This window comes from Labrys sp. F242 (assembly GCF_057813875.1).
Genome location: NZ_JBVASG010000004.1, coordinates 181,960 through 197,742, shown reverse-complemented (window position 1 = coordinate 197,742; position 15,783 = coordinate 181,960). Strand labels below are relative to the sequence as shown.

Here is a 15,783-nt window from a genome sequence, read left to right as displayed (position 1 = left end):
GAAGCTTCGTCGCCAATTAAGCAATAATGATGCCTGGTACCTCCAAGCCCCTTCGCTTCGATCAGCACCGAGTCCACGCCAATGTCGTGATCTGGACCGGGATTTGTCGCTCACCGGTTCTGTTCGCCAACCCGATCACGAGCCGTCGGGCGTGAAAGGGCAGTTCGACAAGACACTTTCCCCGAGAAGCGCGCGCGAGAATTCGTCGATGAGCGCCAATTCCCGATGATGGCGAAAACCGTCGCTGTCAGCCACCGCCAGGCAAACCTCGATCACCCTCTTCCTCGTAGCCAGTGCGGCCGCTTCAAGCTCGTGTAAACTCGTTCTTGCGGCATCGGCCGACGGCCGCATGCGCCGAATCCATTGGCGAGCCCGCTCGATCTCGTCCGGATTCAAGTCGATGCCCTGGGCGGCACAGCAAGCTGTGACATGGTCGAGCATGATCATCACTTCCTCGCCCGACATTTGCAGGTCCGCCCTCGCCACCGAGACGGCGAGCATGAGGCCGTTCTCCCGCGCGACCCTGCGGATCACGGCCAAGCGTTCCCCTCCCCGTTCATCGCCAGAGGCGGCTGGCGGCGGCTGCTGCCAAGACAGTCCGAGCACCTCCCGATAGAACGCATCCAGGGGTTCCTGGAGCACGCCATCCGCGTCGGCGATCGACACGATCCTGTCGAGGCGGAAAGAGCGCAGATCATCTCGGTCATGGCTGTAGCCGAGAAGCCGGGGAATGCCGTCCCGCCCCGGCTTGACCGACCAGAGCGTAACAGGCCGAAACTGCCGGCGACCGGCGGCATCCTGATATTCGATGACCAGGAGAAGGCCACCGACACCGGATCCCCCCGAGGACCGGTCAGCCCTTTCGGATGAAGGCGCGTTCGGCCGAGGCGGTTGCGTTCTGCGGGGCATCGATGACCTCTCGACCCGCATTGGCAGGCGATACACGATCAAACTGGCGGCCAATCCTGGATCGGAAAGGCCGGCAACGACAAGCATGACCGAGGATCATCGGAACGATTACCGCCGGTCGATGGTTGATGATGAGATGCGCACGCGTCAACCGGACGTGGCAGTAAAGGGAACAGGGATGGTTTTTCCGGTTTCCCGCCCTGACCAACGCAATGGTAGCCGAGCCCTTGTCCTGCCCGTGCGTGTCACCTGTCGCCGGAGAGGGACAGAGGTGGGACGTTCTCGCCAATGGACAGGCGCATTGTCTCGCGGGCGGCAGCGAGATGGGCGCGGCAAGTGCGCTCGATGGCATCGACATCGCGGCTGAGCAGAGCATCGATATAGTCGAGATGCTGATGGATCGCTGCAATGTTGCGGGCCTTCTCGTCCACCTTGTTCCACTGATAATGGTAGTGGAAGATGATCGAGATGATCTGGTAGAACTCGACCACGAAGCGGTTCTCGGAAGCATCGTAGATCAGGCGATGCAGCGTCTCGTCGAGGGCCGAGAAGTCGTGGAACCGGGTCTCCGCCACGGCCAACAGGGCCACATGATCCTCTCGGATTGCCCTGAGTTCGGCCCAGATCGGCGCCTCGGGGGGGAGCGTCGCGACCTTGCGGGCCGAGCGCAGCTCGAACAACTCGCGGATTTCCGAAAGTTCGGCGGCAAAGTCGGTGGTGATGCCGCGAAAGATCCAGGTGCTGTTGGGCCGCTGCGCGAGCAGGCCGTAATGGCGCATCTGTTGAAGATATTGGCGGATCACCGTCGTCGAGACGCCAAACTCGCGCGAGAGCTGGGCAACGTTGATCGGATTGCCCGGACGGATGTCGGCGCGCAGGATCCATTCCATGAAGGCGCGCTCGACCTGGGCGGAACGCTGCTCGGTTTCTTCTTCCGGGAAGTAGTCGACCGGTCGCGGGCGGCGCAAAACCTCGCGCTCCCCCAGGATCCTGGCATGCTGCAGGTCCCGCAGTACGGCTCGCAGCGTCGTGCGGCTGATCTGCAAATCCTGGGCGAGCCGTGCCTCGGGGCCGTCCAGGCACCTGATCGCAGGATCCGACAAGCGCTGGAGCAGGTGATTATAGGCTTTCTTGTAAACGCTCTTCGACCGCAATACATACACCTTGGTTTATTAGACATTTAAAACCAATTGACGCCAACCTACTGCGCGACCATCGTCGCGGTCAAGGGCATCATACCCCTTCAAGAATGATGGGATCAGGGCACCGCGCCTTTGGGCGCTGCCAGCAGATCCATCCGGGCAGGCAACGTCAGATCAGAGGGCGCCACGCGCGCACTGCATGAGCTATCAGTTCGATTTCACAGCACTGCTGCCCTATTGGCGGGACTTCGCGCAAGGGGTGTGGCTTACGCTCCAGCTTTCCGCCTGGTCGACATTGTTCGGCTTCGTGGGCGGCACGCTCTGCGCCATCGCCCGGGCTGATGGCGCACCCTGGCTGCAGCGTATCGTCGGCGGTTATGTCGAGGCGATCCGCAACACCCCGTTGCTGGTACAGATCTTCCTGATCTATTTCGGGATTGCAGTGCTCGGTATCCACCTTTCCGCCAATCTCGCCGCCGTCATCGCCCTGGTGGTGAACATCACGGCCTACACCTGCGAGATCATGCGCGCCGGCATCGAATCCGTGCACAAGGCACAGATCGAGGCCGCCGATTGCCTGGGCCTCTCCCGTCGCCAGACCTATTGGCACGTCATCCTGCGCCCCGCGGTCGAACGGGTCTATCCGGCTCTGACCAGCCAATATGTGCTGCTGATGCTGGCCTCCTCCATCACCTCACAGATCTCGGCCGAAGAGCTGACTGCCGTCACCGGCCGCATCCAGTCCGACACCTTCCGCAGCTTCGAAACCTATATCGTCACCGCCCTGCTCTATTTGTTGCTTTCCTTCGTCGTGCGCGGCGCCTTCTGGGCGTTCGGCATGCTGATCTTCCCGCGCAAGCGCCGATTGGGGACATCGCTGTAACATGCCAAGTTTCGGGCTCTATCATCTCGTCTTCCTGCTGCAGGCCGCTTGGTGGACGCTGGCGCTTTCGGCGCTCGCCTTCGTCGGCGGAGGCATTCTCGGCTTCGCCGTTGCGCTGGCGCGCATTTCCGACAGCCGGATCCTGCGCGCGCTCGCCGGCCTGTATGTGCAGATCGTGCAGGGCACGCCTCTGCTGATCCTTCTCTTCCTGATCTATTTCGGACTGGCGATCTTCGGGCTGGATCAACTGCCGGCCCTCGCCGCCGCCGGTGCCGGCCTGACCATCTACGCCTCCGGCTTCCTGGGCGAGATTTGGCGCGGCTGCATCCAGTCCGTGCCGAAGACGCAGTGGGAGGCGGCCGAGTGTCTCGCACTGACGCGCTGGCAGCGCATGAGCCGTGTGATCCTGCCACAGGCGATGCGCATCGCCACGGCTCCCACCGTCGGCTTCCTGGTCCAGATCGTCAAGAACACCTCGCTCGCTTCGGTCGTCGGCCTGGTTGAGCTCAGCCAGGCGGGCAAGCTGATCAACAATTCGACCTTCCAGCCCTTCGCCGTCTTCATCTGCGTCGCGCTGTTCTATTTCATCATCTGCTATCCGCTCTCGGTCTGGAGCCGAGGGCTGGAGAGGAGGCTCAATGTCGGCCGTCGTTAAGCTCGCCAACGTTCACAAGAGCTTCGGCGCCGTCGAGGTGCTGAAGGGCATTTCCTTCGAAGTCGGCCGTGGCGAAGTCGTCGCCATCATCGGGCAGTCCGGCTCGGGCAAGTCGACGGCGCTGCGCTGCATCGATGCCCTGGAGGTCATTCAATCCGGCACGATCGATGTCTGCGGCCATCAGGTCCACAGCCCGGCGCTCGACAAGCGTGCATTGCGCCGCGACGTCGGCATCGTCTTCCAAAGCTATAATCTGTTCCCCCACCTGACCGCCGAACAGAACATCATGCTCGCACCGGTCTGCGTGAAGTCCCTGTCGAAATCCGCGGCGCGCGAACTGGCACGCGACTGCCTGCGCAAGGTGGGACTGGAGGCCAAGGCCGATCACTATCCCGAGCAGCTCTCGGGCGGCCAGCAACAGCGTGTCGCCATCGCCCGCTCGCTGGCGATGCAGCCCAAGGTGATGCTGTTCGACGAGGTCACCTCGGCCCTCGATCCCCAACTCACCGGCGAAGTCCTGAAGGTGATGGAAGATCTCGCGCGCGGCGGCATGACCATGATCCTCGTCACCCATGAAATGGGCTTTGCCCGCCGCGTGGCAACCAACGTCATCTACATGCATCGAGGCCAGGTCTGGGAGCAACTGTCCGGCAGCCAACTGGCCAATCCTGTCACGCCGGAGTTGCGCGACTTCATCGCCGGCGAGCTTTGAAAACAAGAAAGGCAAGGGAAACGACATGAAACGTAGGCAATTTTTGCTGGCGGGCGCCGCCATGCTGTTTGCACCGGCCGCGGTGCGTGCCGATACGCTCGACACCATCCGCAGTCGCAAGAAGCTGATGATCGCACTCGATCTGGGCTCCCCGCCCTATGGTACGATCGATGCAGCCATGAAGCCGTCGGGTTCCGATGTGGAGACGGCCCAATTGCTGGCCAGCGACATGGGCTTCGACCTCGACATCGTGCAGGTCACCAGCCCCAACCGCATTCCCTTCCTGCTGACGGGCAAGGCCGACATGGTCATCGCCAGCTTCAGTGTCACGGAGGAGCGCAAGAAGGTCATCGACTTCTCCGATCCCTATGGCGTGATCCAGTCGGTGATTGCGGCCAAGAAGGAGATAGCGATCAAGGACGACGCCTCGCTCTCAGGCCTGCGTGTCGGCACCACGCGAGGCAGCTCCAACGACAAGGAACTCACCTCGCGGGGCACCGGCGCCGAGATTGTGCGCTTTGAGGACGATGCCACCCTCGTCACCGCATTGGTATCGGGCCAGATCGACATCATGGCGACGTCGCCGGGCATCATGCAGACCGCCAATACCCGCGCACCCGACGCGCCTTACGAAATCAAATATGTCCTGCGCGTCTTCCCCTATGCCATCGGCCTGCGAAAGAACGACGAGGCGTTGCGCACCGCGGTGAACGAGTGGGTTCATACCAATCTGCGCAACGGCAAGCTCAACGCCATCTACAAGAAATATATCGGTGCCGATCTGCCGGCAGAAATGCTCAACTGACATGAAAGCGCTGATGATCGAAAGCGAAGGGCGCACGCGTTTCCATGACGTGGCTGCCCCGGTGGAAGGCGATGGCGAGGTGCGCATTGCCGTGCGCCATGTCGGCCTGTGCGGCAGCGACCTCAACACCTATCGCGGGCTCAATCCGCTGGTGCAGCTACCCCGGATACCCGGCCATGAAATCGGCGGCGAAATCATCGCAACGGGCGCAGGCGTGCCACCGGACTTCGCGGCCGGCAAGCGCGTTATCGTCATGCCCTACACCCATTGCGGCTACTGTGCCTCCTGCCGTAAAGGCCGCACCAATGCCTGCCGCTACAACCGCACCCTCGGAGTACAGCAGGATGGCGGGCTGGCCGAGGAGATCGTGCTACCCGCCGGCAAGCTGATCCTCAACGACACGCTGGCACCGCGGCATCTGGCCCTGGTCGAGCCGCTTTCGGTGGGCTTTCACGCCGTGAGGCGGGGCCGGGTGAACGCGGGTGAACGCGTCGTCGTGCTCGGCTGCGGCATGATCGGCATGGGCGCCCTGATCGCCGCCGTCGCCCGTGGCGCCGAGGTCATCGCGGTCGACATGAGTGCGGAAAAGCTCGCCCTCGCCCGGCGTTTCGGCGCGACCCATGTCATCGATGCCAGCGCGCGGGACGTGGTTGCCGAGGTCTCGGCCCTGACCGGGGATGACGGCGCGGACATCGCCATCGAGGCTGTCGGCCTGCCCGCGACCTTCACCCAATGCATCGCCCTTGCCGGCTATTCCGGGCGCGTCGTCTATGTCGGCTATTCCAAGGCGCCGGTGACCTACGACACTCAGCTCTTCAACCTGAAGGAGCTGGACATCATGGGATCGCGCAACGCGACGATCGACGACTTCCGCGCCGTGATCGCCTGGCTCGAAGGCATCGGCGATGAAGCCGATGCGCTGATCTCGCGCATCATTCCTTTCGAGGAGGCGGAAGACGCCCTGCCCTTCTGGGACGGCAACCGGGACAGTCTGAAGGTGGTGGTGGCGCGATGAATCTGCAACAAGCTTTCGGATTGGCGGGCAAGACCGCGCTCATCACTGGCGGTGGCTCGGGCCTCGGCCTCGCCATCGCCCAGGCGATGGGTGCGGCGGGCGCCAAGGTCATCCTGGCAGGCCGGCGCGCTGATGTGCTCTCGGAGGCCGCCGCCACCGTTGACGGCGCGGCCTGCGAAGCGGTGGATCTGGCCCAGGTCGACACCCTGGCCGCTTTCGCCACCGGCGTGGAGGCGCGGCATGGGAAAATTGACATATTGGTCAACAATGCTGGCAACACCATCAAGAAGCCCTTCGAGGAGACATCCCTGGCCGAGATCGACCAAGTGCTCGACGTGCATTTGCGCGGTGCGTTGGAGCTCACCCGCACCGTGATCGCCGGCCAGGCCCGGCGCGGCACCGGCAACGTCATCTTCACCGCTTCCATGACGTCCTTCATCGGCCAGCCCTTCGTGATGGGCTACACCGTGGCCAAGTCTGCCCTGCTTGGCGCCGTGCGCGGGCTTTCGGCGGAATTTGCAGCCCGCGGGGTGCGCGTCAACGGCGTGGCGCCCGGCTGGATCGATACGCCACTCTATCGCAAGGCCACCGATAACGATCCGCAGCGCCGGGCCAAGATCCTCGGCCGCATCCAGATGAACCGGGTCGGCACGCCGGAAGAAATCGGCTGGGCCTGCGTTTTCCTGGCCTCGCCTGCCGCCAGCTACGTCACCGGGCAGACGCTCGTGGTGGACGGCGGCGCCCTGGTTGGTTTTTGATAAGGAGAAAGTCTATGCCGATCGCGACCAAGCGCAGCGACGAGGAAACCTTCGCGCTGCTCAAGGAACGGTTGTTCACGGCGGTGGTCGGCGACGTCCTCGACGTCATGGGACTGCGCAAGCAGTTCCTGCCGGCGACCATCGGCCCGCTGCAGCAGCCGATGCGCATCGCCGGGCGCGCCATGCCGGTGCTGGAGGCCGACATCTTCGCCGAGGGAACCGAGCTTTCGGCCGGCCCGCTCGCCAGCAAGCCGTTCGGCATCATGCTCGAGGCGCTCGACGATCTGAAGCCGGGCGAGGTCTACGTCGCCTCCGGCTCGTCCCTGCGCTATGCCCTCTGGGGTGGGCTGATGTCGACGCGCGCCACCCATCTCAAGGCCGCGGGAGCCGTGCTGAACGGCTATGTGCGCGATGCGGCCGACATCGAGGCGTTGGGATTTCCCACCTTCTGCCGCGGCGTCTACGCACAGGATCAGGGCGTTCGCGGCAAGGTCATCGATTTTCGCACCGCGATCGAGATCGAAGGCATCCGCGTGGCTCCCGGCGATCTCGTCTTCGGCGATCGCGAAGGCGTCCTGATCATTCCGCGCGAAGCGGAGGATGAAGCTATCGCCCGCGCGCTCGAAAAGGCCTCGACGGAGAACCAGGTGGCCGTGGCGATCCGCAAAGGCATGAGCGCCTGCGAGGCGATGGCGACCTTTGGCGTGATGTGAGGCCACAACCATGCAGTTGGACCCTCGCCTCCTCCACCTCTCGCCGCTCGACAATGTCGTCGTGGCGCGTGAAGGCCTTGAAGCCAAGGCCGTGCTGATACTGGACGGGCAGGCGTTTACGCTGGCCGAGGCGGTGCAGCGCGGCCACAAGATCGCCTGTCGCGTCATCGCGCCAGGCGAGAAGATCATGAAATACGGTGCGCCGATCGGCTCGGCCATCCGGCCCATTGCGCCGGGCGAACATGTGCATCTCCACAATATAAAGAGCGACTATACGGCGACCCACGTCATCGGCTCGCCAGCGACAGAGGCAGAGTGATGAAAGGCTATCTTCGCAGTGACGGGCGCAAAGGCATCCGCAATGTCGTCGCGGTCGCCTATCTGGTGGAATGCGCTCATCATGTGGCACGGGAAATCGTGCAGCGCTTTCCCGACCAGCCCGTTCACCTGATCGGCTTTCCGGGCTGCTTTCCCAACGCCTATGCCCAGCGCATGATGGAGCAGCTTTGCACCCATCCCAATGTCGGCGCCGTGCTGCTGCTGTCGCTGGGCTGCGAGAGCTTCAACAAATATGCGCTTGCCGAGACAATCGCGTCGAGCGGCAGGCCGGTGGAGACGCTGACCATCCAGACCAGCGGCGGCACGCGCAGCACGCTCGAGGCCGGGCGTGCCTGGGTCGCACGGCAGGTGGACATATTGGCAGGCCAACCCACCGTTCCCATGGCTCTCGACGAGTTGGTCATCGGCACGGTTTGCGGCGGCTCGGACGGCACCAGCGGCCTGACCGGCAATCCCGCGGCCGGACGCGCCTTCGATCGGCTGGTCAAGGCCGGTGCCACCTGCATCTTCGAGGAGACGGGCGAACTCATCGGCTGCGAGGAGATCATGGCCGCGCGCGCCGTGACGCCGGCCCTCGGCGATGCCTTGCGCGGGGCCGTGGCGAAGGCGGCGCAGTATTACGCCACGCTCGGCTATGGCAGTTTCGCACCGGGCAACGCGGATGGGGGCCTGTCCACCATCGAGGAAAAATCGATGGGGGCCTACGCCAAGTCGGGCTCCTCGCCCATCTCGGGCCTGATCAAGCCGGGCGATGTCCCTCCTCGTGGCGGGCTCTATCTGATGGACGTCGTGCCTGACGGACCGGTGCGGTTCGGCTTTCCCAATATTTCCGACAATGCGGAGATCGTCGAGCTGATCGCCTCGGGGTCTCACCTCGTGCTCTTCATCACAGGACGCGGCTCCGTCTCCGGCTCGGCGCTGTCACCAGTCATCAAGATTTGCGCCAATCCCGATACCTATCGACGCCTCGCCGAAGACATGGATGTCGATGCCGGCCGTATCCTGGAAGGGCGCGCCTCGCTGGACGAGGTCGGCGACGAAATCCTCGCACTGATCCAGGACGTGGCGGCGGGCGCGATGACGAAATCGGAAGCGCTCGGCCATCAGGAATTCATTCTCACCTACAAGGCCTTCGAGCCGATCGGTCCGGCTTGCCTGCCTATCCGATGAAACCTTCGACCGGTCCCGCACGGGCGGACACAGCTTACGAGCATTCCATACGACAACACCCGACCCAGGAGGTGAGCTTCCAAAGGCAGCAATTCGCCTAATCGTTAGGCATGCATAAAATTTCGCCCCATCACCGATGGGCGCCAGCCCCACCTGCCAGCCCCGAAAACCCGATCGCCACGCCCGGTGCCTTCCGAGAACGGTCTTTCGCCCGATTGGCACGCCGCTTGCAGGAGCCCCACGGGATCCAACAAGAAGCAAGGGGAAGGCGTCATGTCGAAGCTTGGAAGACTTGGTCATAGCCTGTCGGGCGGCATTGCCGCGATGTTGATCATCTGCGGTGCTGCCAGGGCCGAAGAAGGCACCATCAAGATCGGCATCCTGCATTCGCTGTCCGGCACCATGGCGATTTCCGAGACCACGCTCAAGGACGCCATGCTGATGCTGATCGAAGAGCAGAACAAGAAAGGCGGCGTGCTCGGGCACAAATTGGAAGCCGTGGTGGTCGATCCCGCCTCGAACTGGCCGCTTTTCGCCGAGAAGGCCCGGGATCTTCTCGGCAAGGACAAGGTGGCGGCGGTATTCGGCTGCTGGACCTCGGTCAGCCGCAAATCCGTCCTGCCCGTGTTCAAGGAGCTCGACGGCCTGCTGTTCTACCCAGTGCAATATGAGGGCCAGGAGAGCGAGCGCAACGTCTTCTACACCGGCGCGGCGCCGAACCAGCAGGCCATCCCGGCCGTCGACTATCTGATGCAGCAGGAAGGCGTGAAGCGCTGGGTGCTGGCGGGGACGGATTACGTCTACCCCCAGACCACCAACAAGATCCTGCAGGCCTATCTGCAGTCCAAGGGCGTGGCCAAGGACGACATCATGGTCAACTACACGCCGTTCGGCCAGTCGGACTGGCAGACCATCGTTTCCGACATCAAGAAATTCGGTTCGGCCGGCAAGAAGACCGCCGTCATCTCCACCATCAACGGCGATGCCAACGTGCCCTTCTACAAGGAACTCGCCAATCAGGGCATCAAGGCCGAGGACATTCCGGTCGTGGCCTTTTCGGTGGGCGAGGAGGAACTGGCCGGCCTCGACACCGGGCCGCTGGTCGGGCACCTCACCGCCTGGAACTATTTCCAGTCGGTCGATACCCCGGCCAATGCCCAGTTCATCAAGACCTGGCGCGCCTTCACCAAGAATGACAAGCGCGTCACCAACGATCCGATGGAAGCGCATTATATCGGCTTCAACATGTGGGTGAAGGCGGTGGAGAAAGCTGGCACCACCGATCCCGACGCGGTGATCGACGCCATCGTCGGCGTATCGGTGCCCAACCTTTCGGGCAGCTATTCGACCATGATGCCCAATCATCACATCACCAAGCCGGTGCTGATCGGCGAGATCCAGGCCGACGGCCAGATGCAGACCGTCTGGCAGAGTTCGGGGCTGCTGGTGGGCGATGAATGGTCCGATTACCTGCCTGATTCCAAGGACCTGATCGCCGATTGGCGCAAGCCGCTTTCCTGCGGCAATTTCAACGTCGCCACCGGCAAGTGCGGCGGCCAGGGCACGAACTAGGCGCTGGCATGCTATCTCGCAAACCCTCCCGTCTCCGGTTGCGCTCCGCCATGTGTGGGTGTCGTTTCCTCATCCTGGCCCTGTGGGTCTGCCTCCTCATGCCCGGCCTCGTCCATGCCGATGAAGCCGGCATACGGGCCAGCCTTGCCAAGCTGGCCGGCGCAGGAAATTTCCAGCAGGTCGAGGCCGTGGTGCGCGACCTGGCCGGGAGCGGCGACGCTCTGGCAGCCCGTCCGCTCGCGGCGCTGGCGGACGGCAACCTCTACTGGCGCCAATCCGACAAGGCGATCCTGATCGCCTCGGGTACCGGCGATCCGCTTGCGGTCGCCGATCCGGTCACCGGTACGGGACAGGGGACCGCAGGCAAGGGCGAACTCGTCAGGATCAACGTCAACAACGCCATCAGGCGGGCGATAAGGGAGGCGAGCGGCTCGCTTACGCTCGCTTCCAGCGACAAGGCGGCGCGTCTCACGGCCGCCGCTACCCTGATCCAGACCCCTGATCCCAGCGCGCTCACGGCCCTCGACAACGCCATCGGCAAGGAGACCGATGCCACCGTCAAGACCCGGTTGGAGACCGCGCGCGCTGCCGCGACCTTGTTCTCCGACAGGCCCCAGGCCGACAAGAGCGCGGCCATCGGGCTCGTCGCCTCTCTCGGCACACGTGAAGCCGCCACGCTGCTCGGCCGCTTCGAGGCCGGTGCCGACGGAACCTTGAAGGACGAGGCCACCGCCGGTATCCGCGCCATCGATGCGCGCTTGAAAATGTGGGATCTGGTGGAGAACGTCTGGTACGGCGTCTCGCTGGCCTCGGTGCTCCTGCTGGCCGCCATCGGCCTTGCCATCACCTTCGGCGTGCTCGGCGTCATCAACATGGCGCATGGCGAGATGGTGATGATCGGCGCCTACACCACCTTCGTCGTGCAGGAGGCGGTGCGCGCCTATGCGCCTGGTCTCATCGACATATCCCTGCTGATCGCCCTGCCCCTGGCTTTTCTGGTCGCCGGCGCCGTCGGCGTCGTCATCGAGCGCGGCATCATCCGCTTTCTCTACGACCGGCCGCTCGAAACCCTGCTGGCGACCTGGGGCGTTTCGCTGATCCTGCAGCAGGGCGTGCGCGTGATCTTCGGGCCGACAAATCGCGAGGTCTCCAATCCCGGCTGGATGTCCGGCAGCTTCAGCGTGGGCGAACTGAACATCACCGCCAACCGGCTGTGGATCTTCGCCTTCTCGATCGCCGTGTTCATCGCCCTGCGCCTCATCCTCAATCGCACCCGCTGGGGCTTGCAGATGCGTGCCGTCACCCAGAACCGGCGCATGGCCTCCTCGATGGGCATCCGCACGCCGAAGATCGACGCACTGACCTTCGGCCTCGGCTCCGGCATTGCCGGCATCGCCGGCGTCGCCCTCAGCCAGATCGGCAATGTCTCGCCCAATCTGGGGCAAGGCTACATCATCGATTCCTTCATGGTCGTGGTGTTCGGCGGCGTCGGCAATCTGTGGGGCACGCTCGTGGGCGCACTGACGCTCGGCATCGCCAACAAATTCCTCGAACCCTATGCCGGCGCGGTCCTGGGCAAGATCATCGTGCTCGTCTTCATCATCCTCTTCATCCAGAAGCGCCCGCGTGGCCTGTTCGCGCAGAGGGGACGGGCGGTGGAAGCATGATCCTCGCAACCCTGCTCAAGAACGGGCTCGACCGTCGCCTCTCCATCCTCGTTGCCCTTCTCGTGGCGGCGGCCGTGCTGGTGCCGGTCCTTCACCTGGCGGTACCGGCAGACAACGCCTTCCACGTTCCCGCCTATCTCGTGGCGTTGCTCGGCAAATATCTCAACTACGCCCTGCTCGCCCTCTCCCTCGACCTCGTCTGGGGCTATTGCGGCCTTCTATCGCTCGGCCACGGCGCCTTCTTCGCGCTGGGCGGGTATGCCATGGGCATGTATCTGATGCGCGGGATCGGCGATCGCGGCGTCTATGGCAATCCCGTCCTGCCCGACTTCATGGTGTTCCTGAACTGGCAGGAACTGCCCTGGTTCTGGTACGGCTTCGACCGGTTCTGGTTCGCCGCACTGATGGCGATGGCCGTACCCGGCCTGCTCGCCTTCGCTTTCGGCTGGTTCGCCTTCCGCAGCCGCGTCAACGGCGTCTATCTATCGATCATCACCCAGGCGATGACCTATGCCCTCATGCTTGCCTTTTTCCGCAACGACATGGGCTTCGGCGGCAATAACGGGCTGACGGATTTCAAGGATCTGCTCGGCTTTTCCCTGCAGGCGCCGGGCACGCGCGCGGCCCTGTTCGCCGCCAGCGCCCTGATGCTGGCCTTGTTCGTCGCGCTCACTGCCATGATCACCGCCTCCAAGCTCGGCAAGCTCATGGTCGCCGTGCGCGATGCCGAATATCGCTCCCGCTTTCTCGGCTGGCGGCCGGAGAACATCAAGCTGTTCGCCTTCACCTTCTCGGCGGTGATGGCCGGCATCGCCGGCGCGCTCTATGTCCCGCAGGTTGGCATCATCAACCCCGGCGAGTTCTCGCCGGCCAATTCGATCGAAGTGGTGATCTGGACCGCCATCGGCGGCCGCGGCACCCTGATCGGGCCGGTAGTCGGCGCAGTGAGCGTTAACTGGGCCAAGAGCTGGTTCACCGCCGCCCTGCCCGATTTGTGGCTGTTCGCCCTCGGCGCCCTGTTCGTCGCCATGCCTCTCCTGCTGCCGAAGGGCCTGGTCGGCGCCTTCGCGCATTGGCGTCGATCCTGGTCCGCTCGCAAGGCCCCCGCGAGCAAGGCGCTTGCGCCCGCCCAAAGCGAAGCCGCGGAGGAAGCGGCCTCATGAGCCAGCAACCGCAAAGCATTCTCTATCTCGACGGCGTCAGCGTCAGCTTTGACGGCTTCAAGGCCATCAACAATCTCTCGCTCATCCTGGAACCTGGCGAGATGCGCGCCATCATTGGTCCGAACGGGGCCGGCAAGACCACGATGATGGACATCATCACCGGCAAGACCCGTCCCGATACCGGCGAGGTCTTCTTCGACGGCGAACATGATTTGACCAAGCTCGATGAAACGGACATCGCCAATCTCGGCATCGGCCGCAAGTTCCAGAAGCCGACCGTGTTCGAGACCCATACGGTCGAGGACAATATCGCCCTCTCGCTCAAGGGCAGGCGCGGCATCTTCGCTGCCCTGTTCGACCAGCGCTCGCGATCCGAGGCGGAGCGCATCGACGAGATCCTCGCCACCGTCCGTCTCGAACAGCGGCGGGGCGACAAGGCGGCCGGGCTGTCGCACGGCCAGAAGCAATGGCTGGAGATCGGCATGCTGCTGGCCCAGAACCCCAAGCTCCTGCTCATCGACGAGCCCGTAGCCGGCATGACCGACGCCGAAACGGCGCAGACCGGTGACCTCCTCAGGCAGATCGCCCGCTCGCATTCGGTGGTCGTTGTCGAGCACGACATGCATTTCATACGCGAACTCGGGGTGAAGGTGACCTGCCTGCACGAGGGCAGCGTGTTGTCGGAGGGGCGGTTCGACCATGTCTCGGCGGATCCGCGGGTCGTCGAAGTCTATCTGGGGAGATAGAGGGTCATGATGCTGTCCGTCAGGGATCTGACCCTGCATTACGGCGCGGCCCAGGCGCTGCGCGGCGTGTCCTTGCAAGCCGAGGCCGGCAAGGTCACCTGTATTCTCGGCCGCAATGGGGTCGGCAAGACCAGCCTGATGCGCACCATCGCCGGGCAGCATCGGTCGAGCGCCGGTTCCATCAGCTTCGAGGGCAAAGTACTCGGCCGCAGCCCCGCCCATGACAGGGCCAGGCTCGGCATCGCCCTCGTGCCCCAGGGCCGCGAGATCTTTCCCCTGCTGACGGTGAAGGAGAATCTGCAGACCGGCTTTGCTCCGCTTAAACGAGCCGATCGCAGCATTCCAACCCATATATTCGACCTGTTCCCGGTGCTCGCACAGATGCTGCAGCGCCGGGGCGGCGACCTTTCAGGTGGCCAGCAGCAGCAGCTTGCCATCGGCAGGGCGCTGGTGACCCGGCCCAAGCTTTTGCTGCTCGACGAGCCGACGGAAGGGATCCAACCCTCCGTGATCAAGGATATCGGCCGGGCCATCGCATTCCTGCGCGATAAGATGGGCATGACCATCCTTCTGGTCGAGCAATATCTCGATTTCGCCCGCGAACTCGCCGATCGTGTCGTCATCATGGATCGCGGCGAGATCGTCTTTTCCGGCGACGCCGGCGACCTGGACAAGCCCGATGTACGCCGACATCTCCTGCTCTGACCTCAGGAAGGCTCCGCTCCGTCTCGAACGGGCCGAGGGAGTCGCGCGCCTGGCCTTTCGCCGACGCGCCGGGGCCACCAGGCTCGAGACCCTCTATCAGGAAGGATGCGCCAAGGCGCGGTTGCCGCGACCGCTGCCCGGCGCGGAGCCAGAGGCGATCCTCATCAACACGGCTGGCGGCCTGACCGGCGGCGACGATCTCTCCTTCGAAATCGTGGCACGGCAGGCATGCTCGGCCACCATCACCACCCAGGCCTGCGAACGCATCTACCGCTCGACGGGCGAGGATGCGGTGGTGGTCAACCGGCTGGTCGTCGAGGCCGGCGCTCGCCTCGCCTGGCTGCCGCAGGAAACCATTCTGTTCGATGGCGGCCGTCTTGTCCGCTGCCTCGAGGCCGATCTGGCCGATGGCGCCGAACTTCTCGCCGTCGAGGCGGTGCTGTTCGGGCGCGCCGCCATGGGCGAAGTCGTCCGCAGCGGTGTCTTGCGCGATCGTTGGCGCATCCGCCGCAACGGCAGGCTGATCTTCGCGGAGGATTTCCGCATCGAGGGCGATATCGCCGGGCGCCTTGCCACTGCCGCGGCGTTGGGCGGGCAGCAGGCCATGGCCACGGTTCTCGCCGTTTGCCCGGACCCGGAGGAACGAATCGAACGGGTGCGCGAGATCATCGGCGGCCATGGCGGTGCCAGCGCCTGGGGCGGCAAGCTCGTGGTGCGCCTCCTGGCCCAGGACAGCCTGGCGCTCCGACATCGCCTCGAGCCCGTCCTTTCTTATCTGCTCGCCGACCGCCCGCTGCCGAAAGTGTGGCACCTCTAACCTTCGGAACTC

General features: G+C 64.0%; 17 protein-coding genes. 15 read left to right on the top strand and 2 right to left on the bottom strand.

What is annotated here, in order from left to right; all coding sequences use genetic code 11:
* Positions 1-135: 135 nt before the first annotated feature.
* Complete coding sequence (locus ACZYTC_RS24380; RefSeq protein WP_488990757.1) at positions 136-909, bottom strand: tellurite resistance TerB family protein; 774 nt, start codon at positions 907-909, stop codon at positions 136-138.
* A 245-nt stretch (positions 910-1,154) separates the two neighbouring features.
* Positions 1,155-2,063: a GntR family transcriptional regulator gene (locus ACZYTC_RS24375; protein ID WP_488990756.1), complete on the bottom strand. Its 909-nt coding sequence runs from the start codon at positions 2,061-2,063 to the stop codon at positions 1,155-1,157.
* A 187-nt stretch (positions 2,064-2,250) separates the two neighbouring features.
* Here ACZYTC_RS24375 and ACZYTC_RS24370 point away from each other — a divergent pair, with 187 nt between their 5' ends.
* The 15 genes from ACZYTC_RS24370 (at position 2,251) to ACZYTC_RS24300 (ending at position 15,771) form a co-directional block, all read left to right on the top strand.
* Positions 2,251-2,934, top strand: coding sequence for an amino acid ABC transporter permease (locus ACZYTC_RS24370; RefSeq protein ID WP_434961014.1), 684 nt, complete (start codon positions 2,251-2,253; stop codon positions 2,932-2,934).
* A 1-nt stretch (position 2,935) separates the two neighbouring features.
* Complete coding sequence (locus ACZYTC_RS24365; RefSeq protein ID WP_441773636.1) at positions 2,936-3,589, top strand: amino acid ABC transporter permease; 654 nt, start codon at positions 2,936-2,938, stop codon at positions 3,587-3,589.
* Complete coding sequence (locus ACZYTC_RS24360; protein ID WP_434961016.1) at positions 3,573-4,301, top strand: amino acid ABC transporter ATP-binding protein; 729 nt, start codon at positions 3,573-3,575, stop codon at positions 4,299-4,301. The genes ACZYTC_RS24365 and ACZYTC_RS24360 overlap by 17 nt, the downstream gene beginning before the upstream one ends.
* Before the next feature lie 25 nt (positions 4,302-4,326).
* On the top strand, positions 4,327-5,106 hold the full coding sequence (locus tag ACZYTC_RS24355; protein ID WP_488990755.1) for a transporter substrate-binding domain-containing protein: 780 nt from the start codon (positions 4,327-4,329) through the stop codon (positions 5,104-5,106).
* 13 nt (positions 5,107-5,119) lie between these two features.
* Positions 5,120-6,121 carry a zinc-binding alcohol dehydrogenase family protein gene (locus tag ACZYTC_RS24350; RefSeq protein ID WP_488990754.1) on the top strand — a complete coding sequence of 334 codons (1,002 nt, stop codon included), beginning with the start codon at positions 5,120-5,122 and terminating at the stop codon, positions 6,119-6,121.
* Positions 6,118-6,879 carry an SDR family NAD(P)-dependent oxidoreductase gene (locus ACZYTC_RS24345; protein ID WP_441773633.1) on the top strand — a complete coding sequence of 254 codons (762 nt, stop codon included), beginning with the start codon at positions 6,118-6,120 and terminating at the stop codon, positions 6,877-6,879. Before ACZYTC_RS24350 ends, ACZYTC_RS24345 begins: the two co-directional genes overlap by 4 nt.
* 14 nt (positions 6,880-6,893) lie before the next feature.
* The gene (locus ACZYTC_RS24340) at positions 6,894-7,592 is read left to right on the top strand and encodes an RraA family protein (RefSeq protein ID WP_441773632.1); all 699 of its coding nucleotides are present in this window, start codon (positions 6,894-6,896) and stop codon (positions 7,590-7,592) included.
* A 10-nt stretch (positions 7,593-7,602) separates the two neighbouring features.
* A complete protein-coding gene (locus tag ACZYTC_RS24335; RefSeq protein WP_441773631.1) occupies positions 7,603-7,911 on the top strand; it encodes a UxaA family hydrolase in 309 nt (102 codons plus the stop codon).
* Positions 7,911-9,101, top strand: coding sequence for a UxaA family hydrolase (locus ACZYTC_RS24330; RefSeq protein WP_441773630.1), 1,191 nt, complete (start codon positions 7,911-7,913; stop codon positions 9,099-9,101). The genes ACZYTC_RS24335 and ACZYTC_RS24330 overlap by 1 nt, the downstream gene beginning before the upstream one ends.
* A 324-nt stretch (positions 9,102-9,425) precedes the next feature.
* A complete protein-coding gene (gene urtA, locus ACZYTC_RS24325; protein WP_434961366.1) occupies positions 9,426-10,673 on the top strand; it encodes an urea ABC transporter substrate-binding protein in 1,248 nt (415 codons plus the stop codon).
* A 98-nt stretch (positions 10,674-10,771) separates the two neighbouring features.
* The gene (gene urtB / locus ACZYTC_RS24320) at positions 10,772-12,340 is read left to right on the top strand and encodes an urea ABC transporter permease subunit UrtB (protein ID WP_488990753.1); all 1,569 of its coding nucleotides are present in this window, start codon (positions 10,772-10,774) and stop codon (positions 12,338-12,340) included.
* Positions 12,340-13,503 (top strand): urea ABC transporter permease subunit UrtC, encoded by a 1,164-nt coding sequence (urtC, locus tag ACZYTC_RS24315; protein WP_488990924.1) that lies wholly within the window; start codon positions 12,340-12,342, stop codon positions 13,501-13,503. Before urtB ends, urtC begins: the two co-directional genes overlap by 1 nt.
* Complete coding sequence (gene urtD / locus ACZYTC_RS24310) at positions 13,500-14,249, top strand: urea ABC transporter ATP-binding protein UrtD (RefSeq protein ID WP_434961024.1); 750 nt, start codon at positions 13,500-13,502, stop codon at positions 14,247-14,249. Before urtC ends, urtD begins: the two co-directional genes overlap by 4 nt.
* A gap of 9 nt (positions 14,250-14,258) precedes the next feature.
* Positions 14,259-14,954 (top strand): urea ABC transporter ATP-binding subunit UrtE, encoded by a 696-nt coding sequence (gene urtE / locus ACZYTC_RS24305; protein WP_488990923.1) that lies wholly within the window; start codon positions 14,259-14,261, stop codon positions 14,952-14,954.
* Positions 14,929-15,771 carry an urease accessory protein UreD gene (locus tag ACZYTC_RS24300; protein ID WP_488990752.1) on the top strand — a complete coding sequence of 281 codons (843 nt, stop codon included), beginning with the start codon at positions 14,929-14,931 and terminating at the stop codon, positions 15,769-15,771. Before urtE ends, ACZYTC_RS24300 begins: the two co-directional genes overlap by 26 nt.
* Positions 15,772-15,783 lie beyond the last annotated feature (12 nt).

Excerpts from the sequence above, each read along its gene's own strand:
- urtE (WP_488990923.1), top strand. The coding sequence starts at position 14,259 with ATGCTGTCCGTCAGGGATCTGACCCTGCATTACGGCGCGGCCCAGGCG.
- ACZYTC_RS24340 (WP_441773632.1), top strand. The coding sequence starts at position 6,894 with ATGCCGATCGCGACCAAGCGCAGCGACGAGGAAACCTTCGCGCTGCTC.
- ACZYTC_RS24330 (WP_441773630.1), top strand. The coding sequence starts at position 7,911 with ATGAAAGGCTATCTTCGCAGTGACGGGCGCAAAGGCATCCGCAATGTC.
- ACZYTC_RS24350 (WP_488990754.1), top strand. The coding sequence starts at position 5,120 with ATGATCGAAAGCGAAGGGCGCACGCGTTTCCATGACGTGGCTGCCCCG.
- ACZYTC_RS24345 (WP_441773633.1), top strand. The coding sequence starts at position 6,118 with ATGAATCTGCAACAAGCTTTCGGATTGGCGGGCAAGACCGCGCTCATC.
- ACZYTC_RS24360 (WP_434961016.1), top strand. The coding sequence starts at position 3,573 with ATGTCGGCCGTCGTTAAGCTCGCCAACGTTCACAAGAGCTTCGGCGCC.
- urtB (WP_488990753.1), top strand. The coding sequence starts at position 10,772 with ATGCCCGGCCTCGTCCATGCCGATGAAGCCGGCATACGGGCCAGCCTT.
- ACZYTC_RS24355 (WP_488990755.1), top strand. The coding sequence starts at position 4,327 with ATGAAACGTAGGCAATTTTTGCTGGCGGGCGCCGCCATGCTGTTTGCA.
- urtA (WP_434961366.1), top strand. The coding sequence starts at position 9,426 with ATGTTGATCATCTGCGGTGCTGCCAGGGCCGAAGAAGGCACCATCAAG.
- ACZYTC_RS24380 (WP_488990757.1), bottom strand. The coding sequence starts at position 909 with ATGCCCCGCAGAACGCAACCGCCTCGGCCGAACGCGCCTTCATCCGAA.
- ACZYTC_RS24335 (WP_441773631.1), top strand. The coding sequence starts at position 7,603 with ATGCAGTTGGACCCTCGCCTCCTCCACCTCTCGCCGCTCGACAATGTC.
- ACZYTC_RS24370 (WP_434961014.1), top strand. The coding sequence starts at position 2,251 with ATGAGCTATCAGTTCGATTTCACAGCACTGCTGCCCTATTGGCGGGAC.
- ACZYTC_RS24300 (WP_488990752.1), top strand. The coding sequence starts at position 14,929 with ATGTACGCCGACATCTCCTGCTCTGACCTCAGGAAGGCTCCGCTCCGT.
- urtD (WP_434961024.1), top strand. The coding sequence starts at position 13,500 with ATGAGCCAGCAACCGCAAAGCATTCTCTATCTCGACGGCGTCAGCGTC.
- ACZYTC_RS24365 (WP_441773636.1), top strand. The coding sequence starts at position 2,936 with ATGCCAAGTTTCGGGCTCTATCATCTCGTCTTCCTGCTGCAGGCCGCT.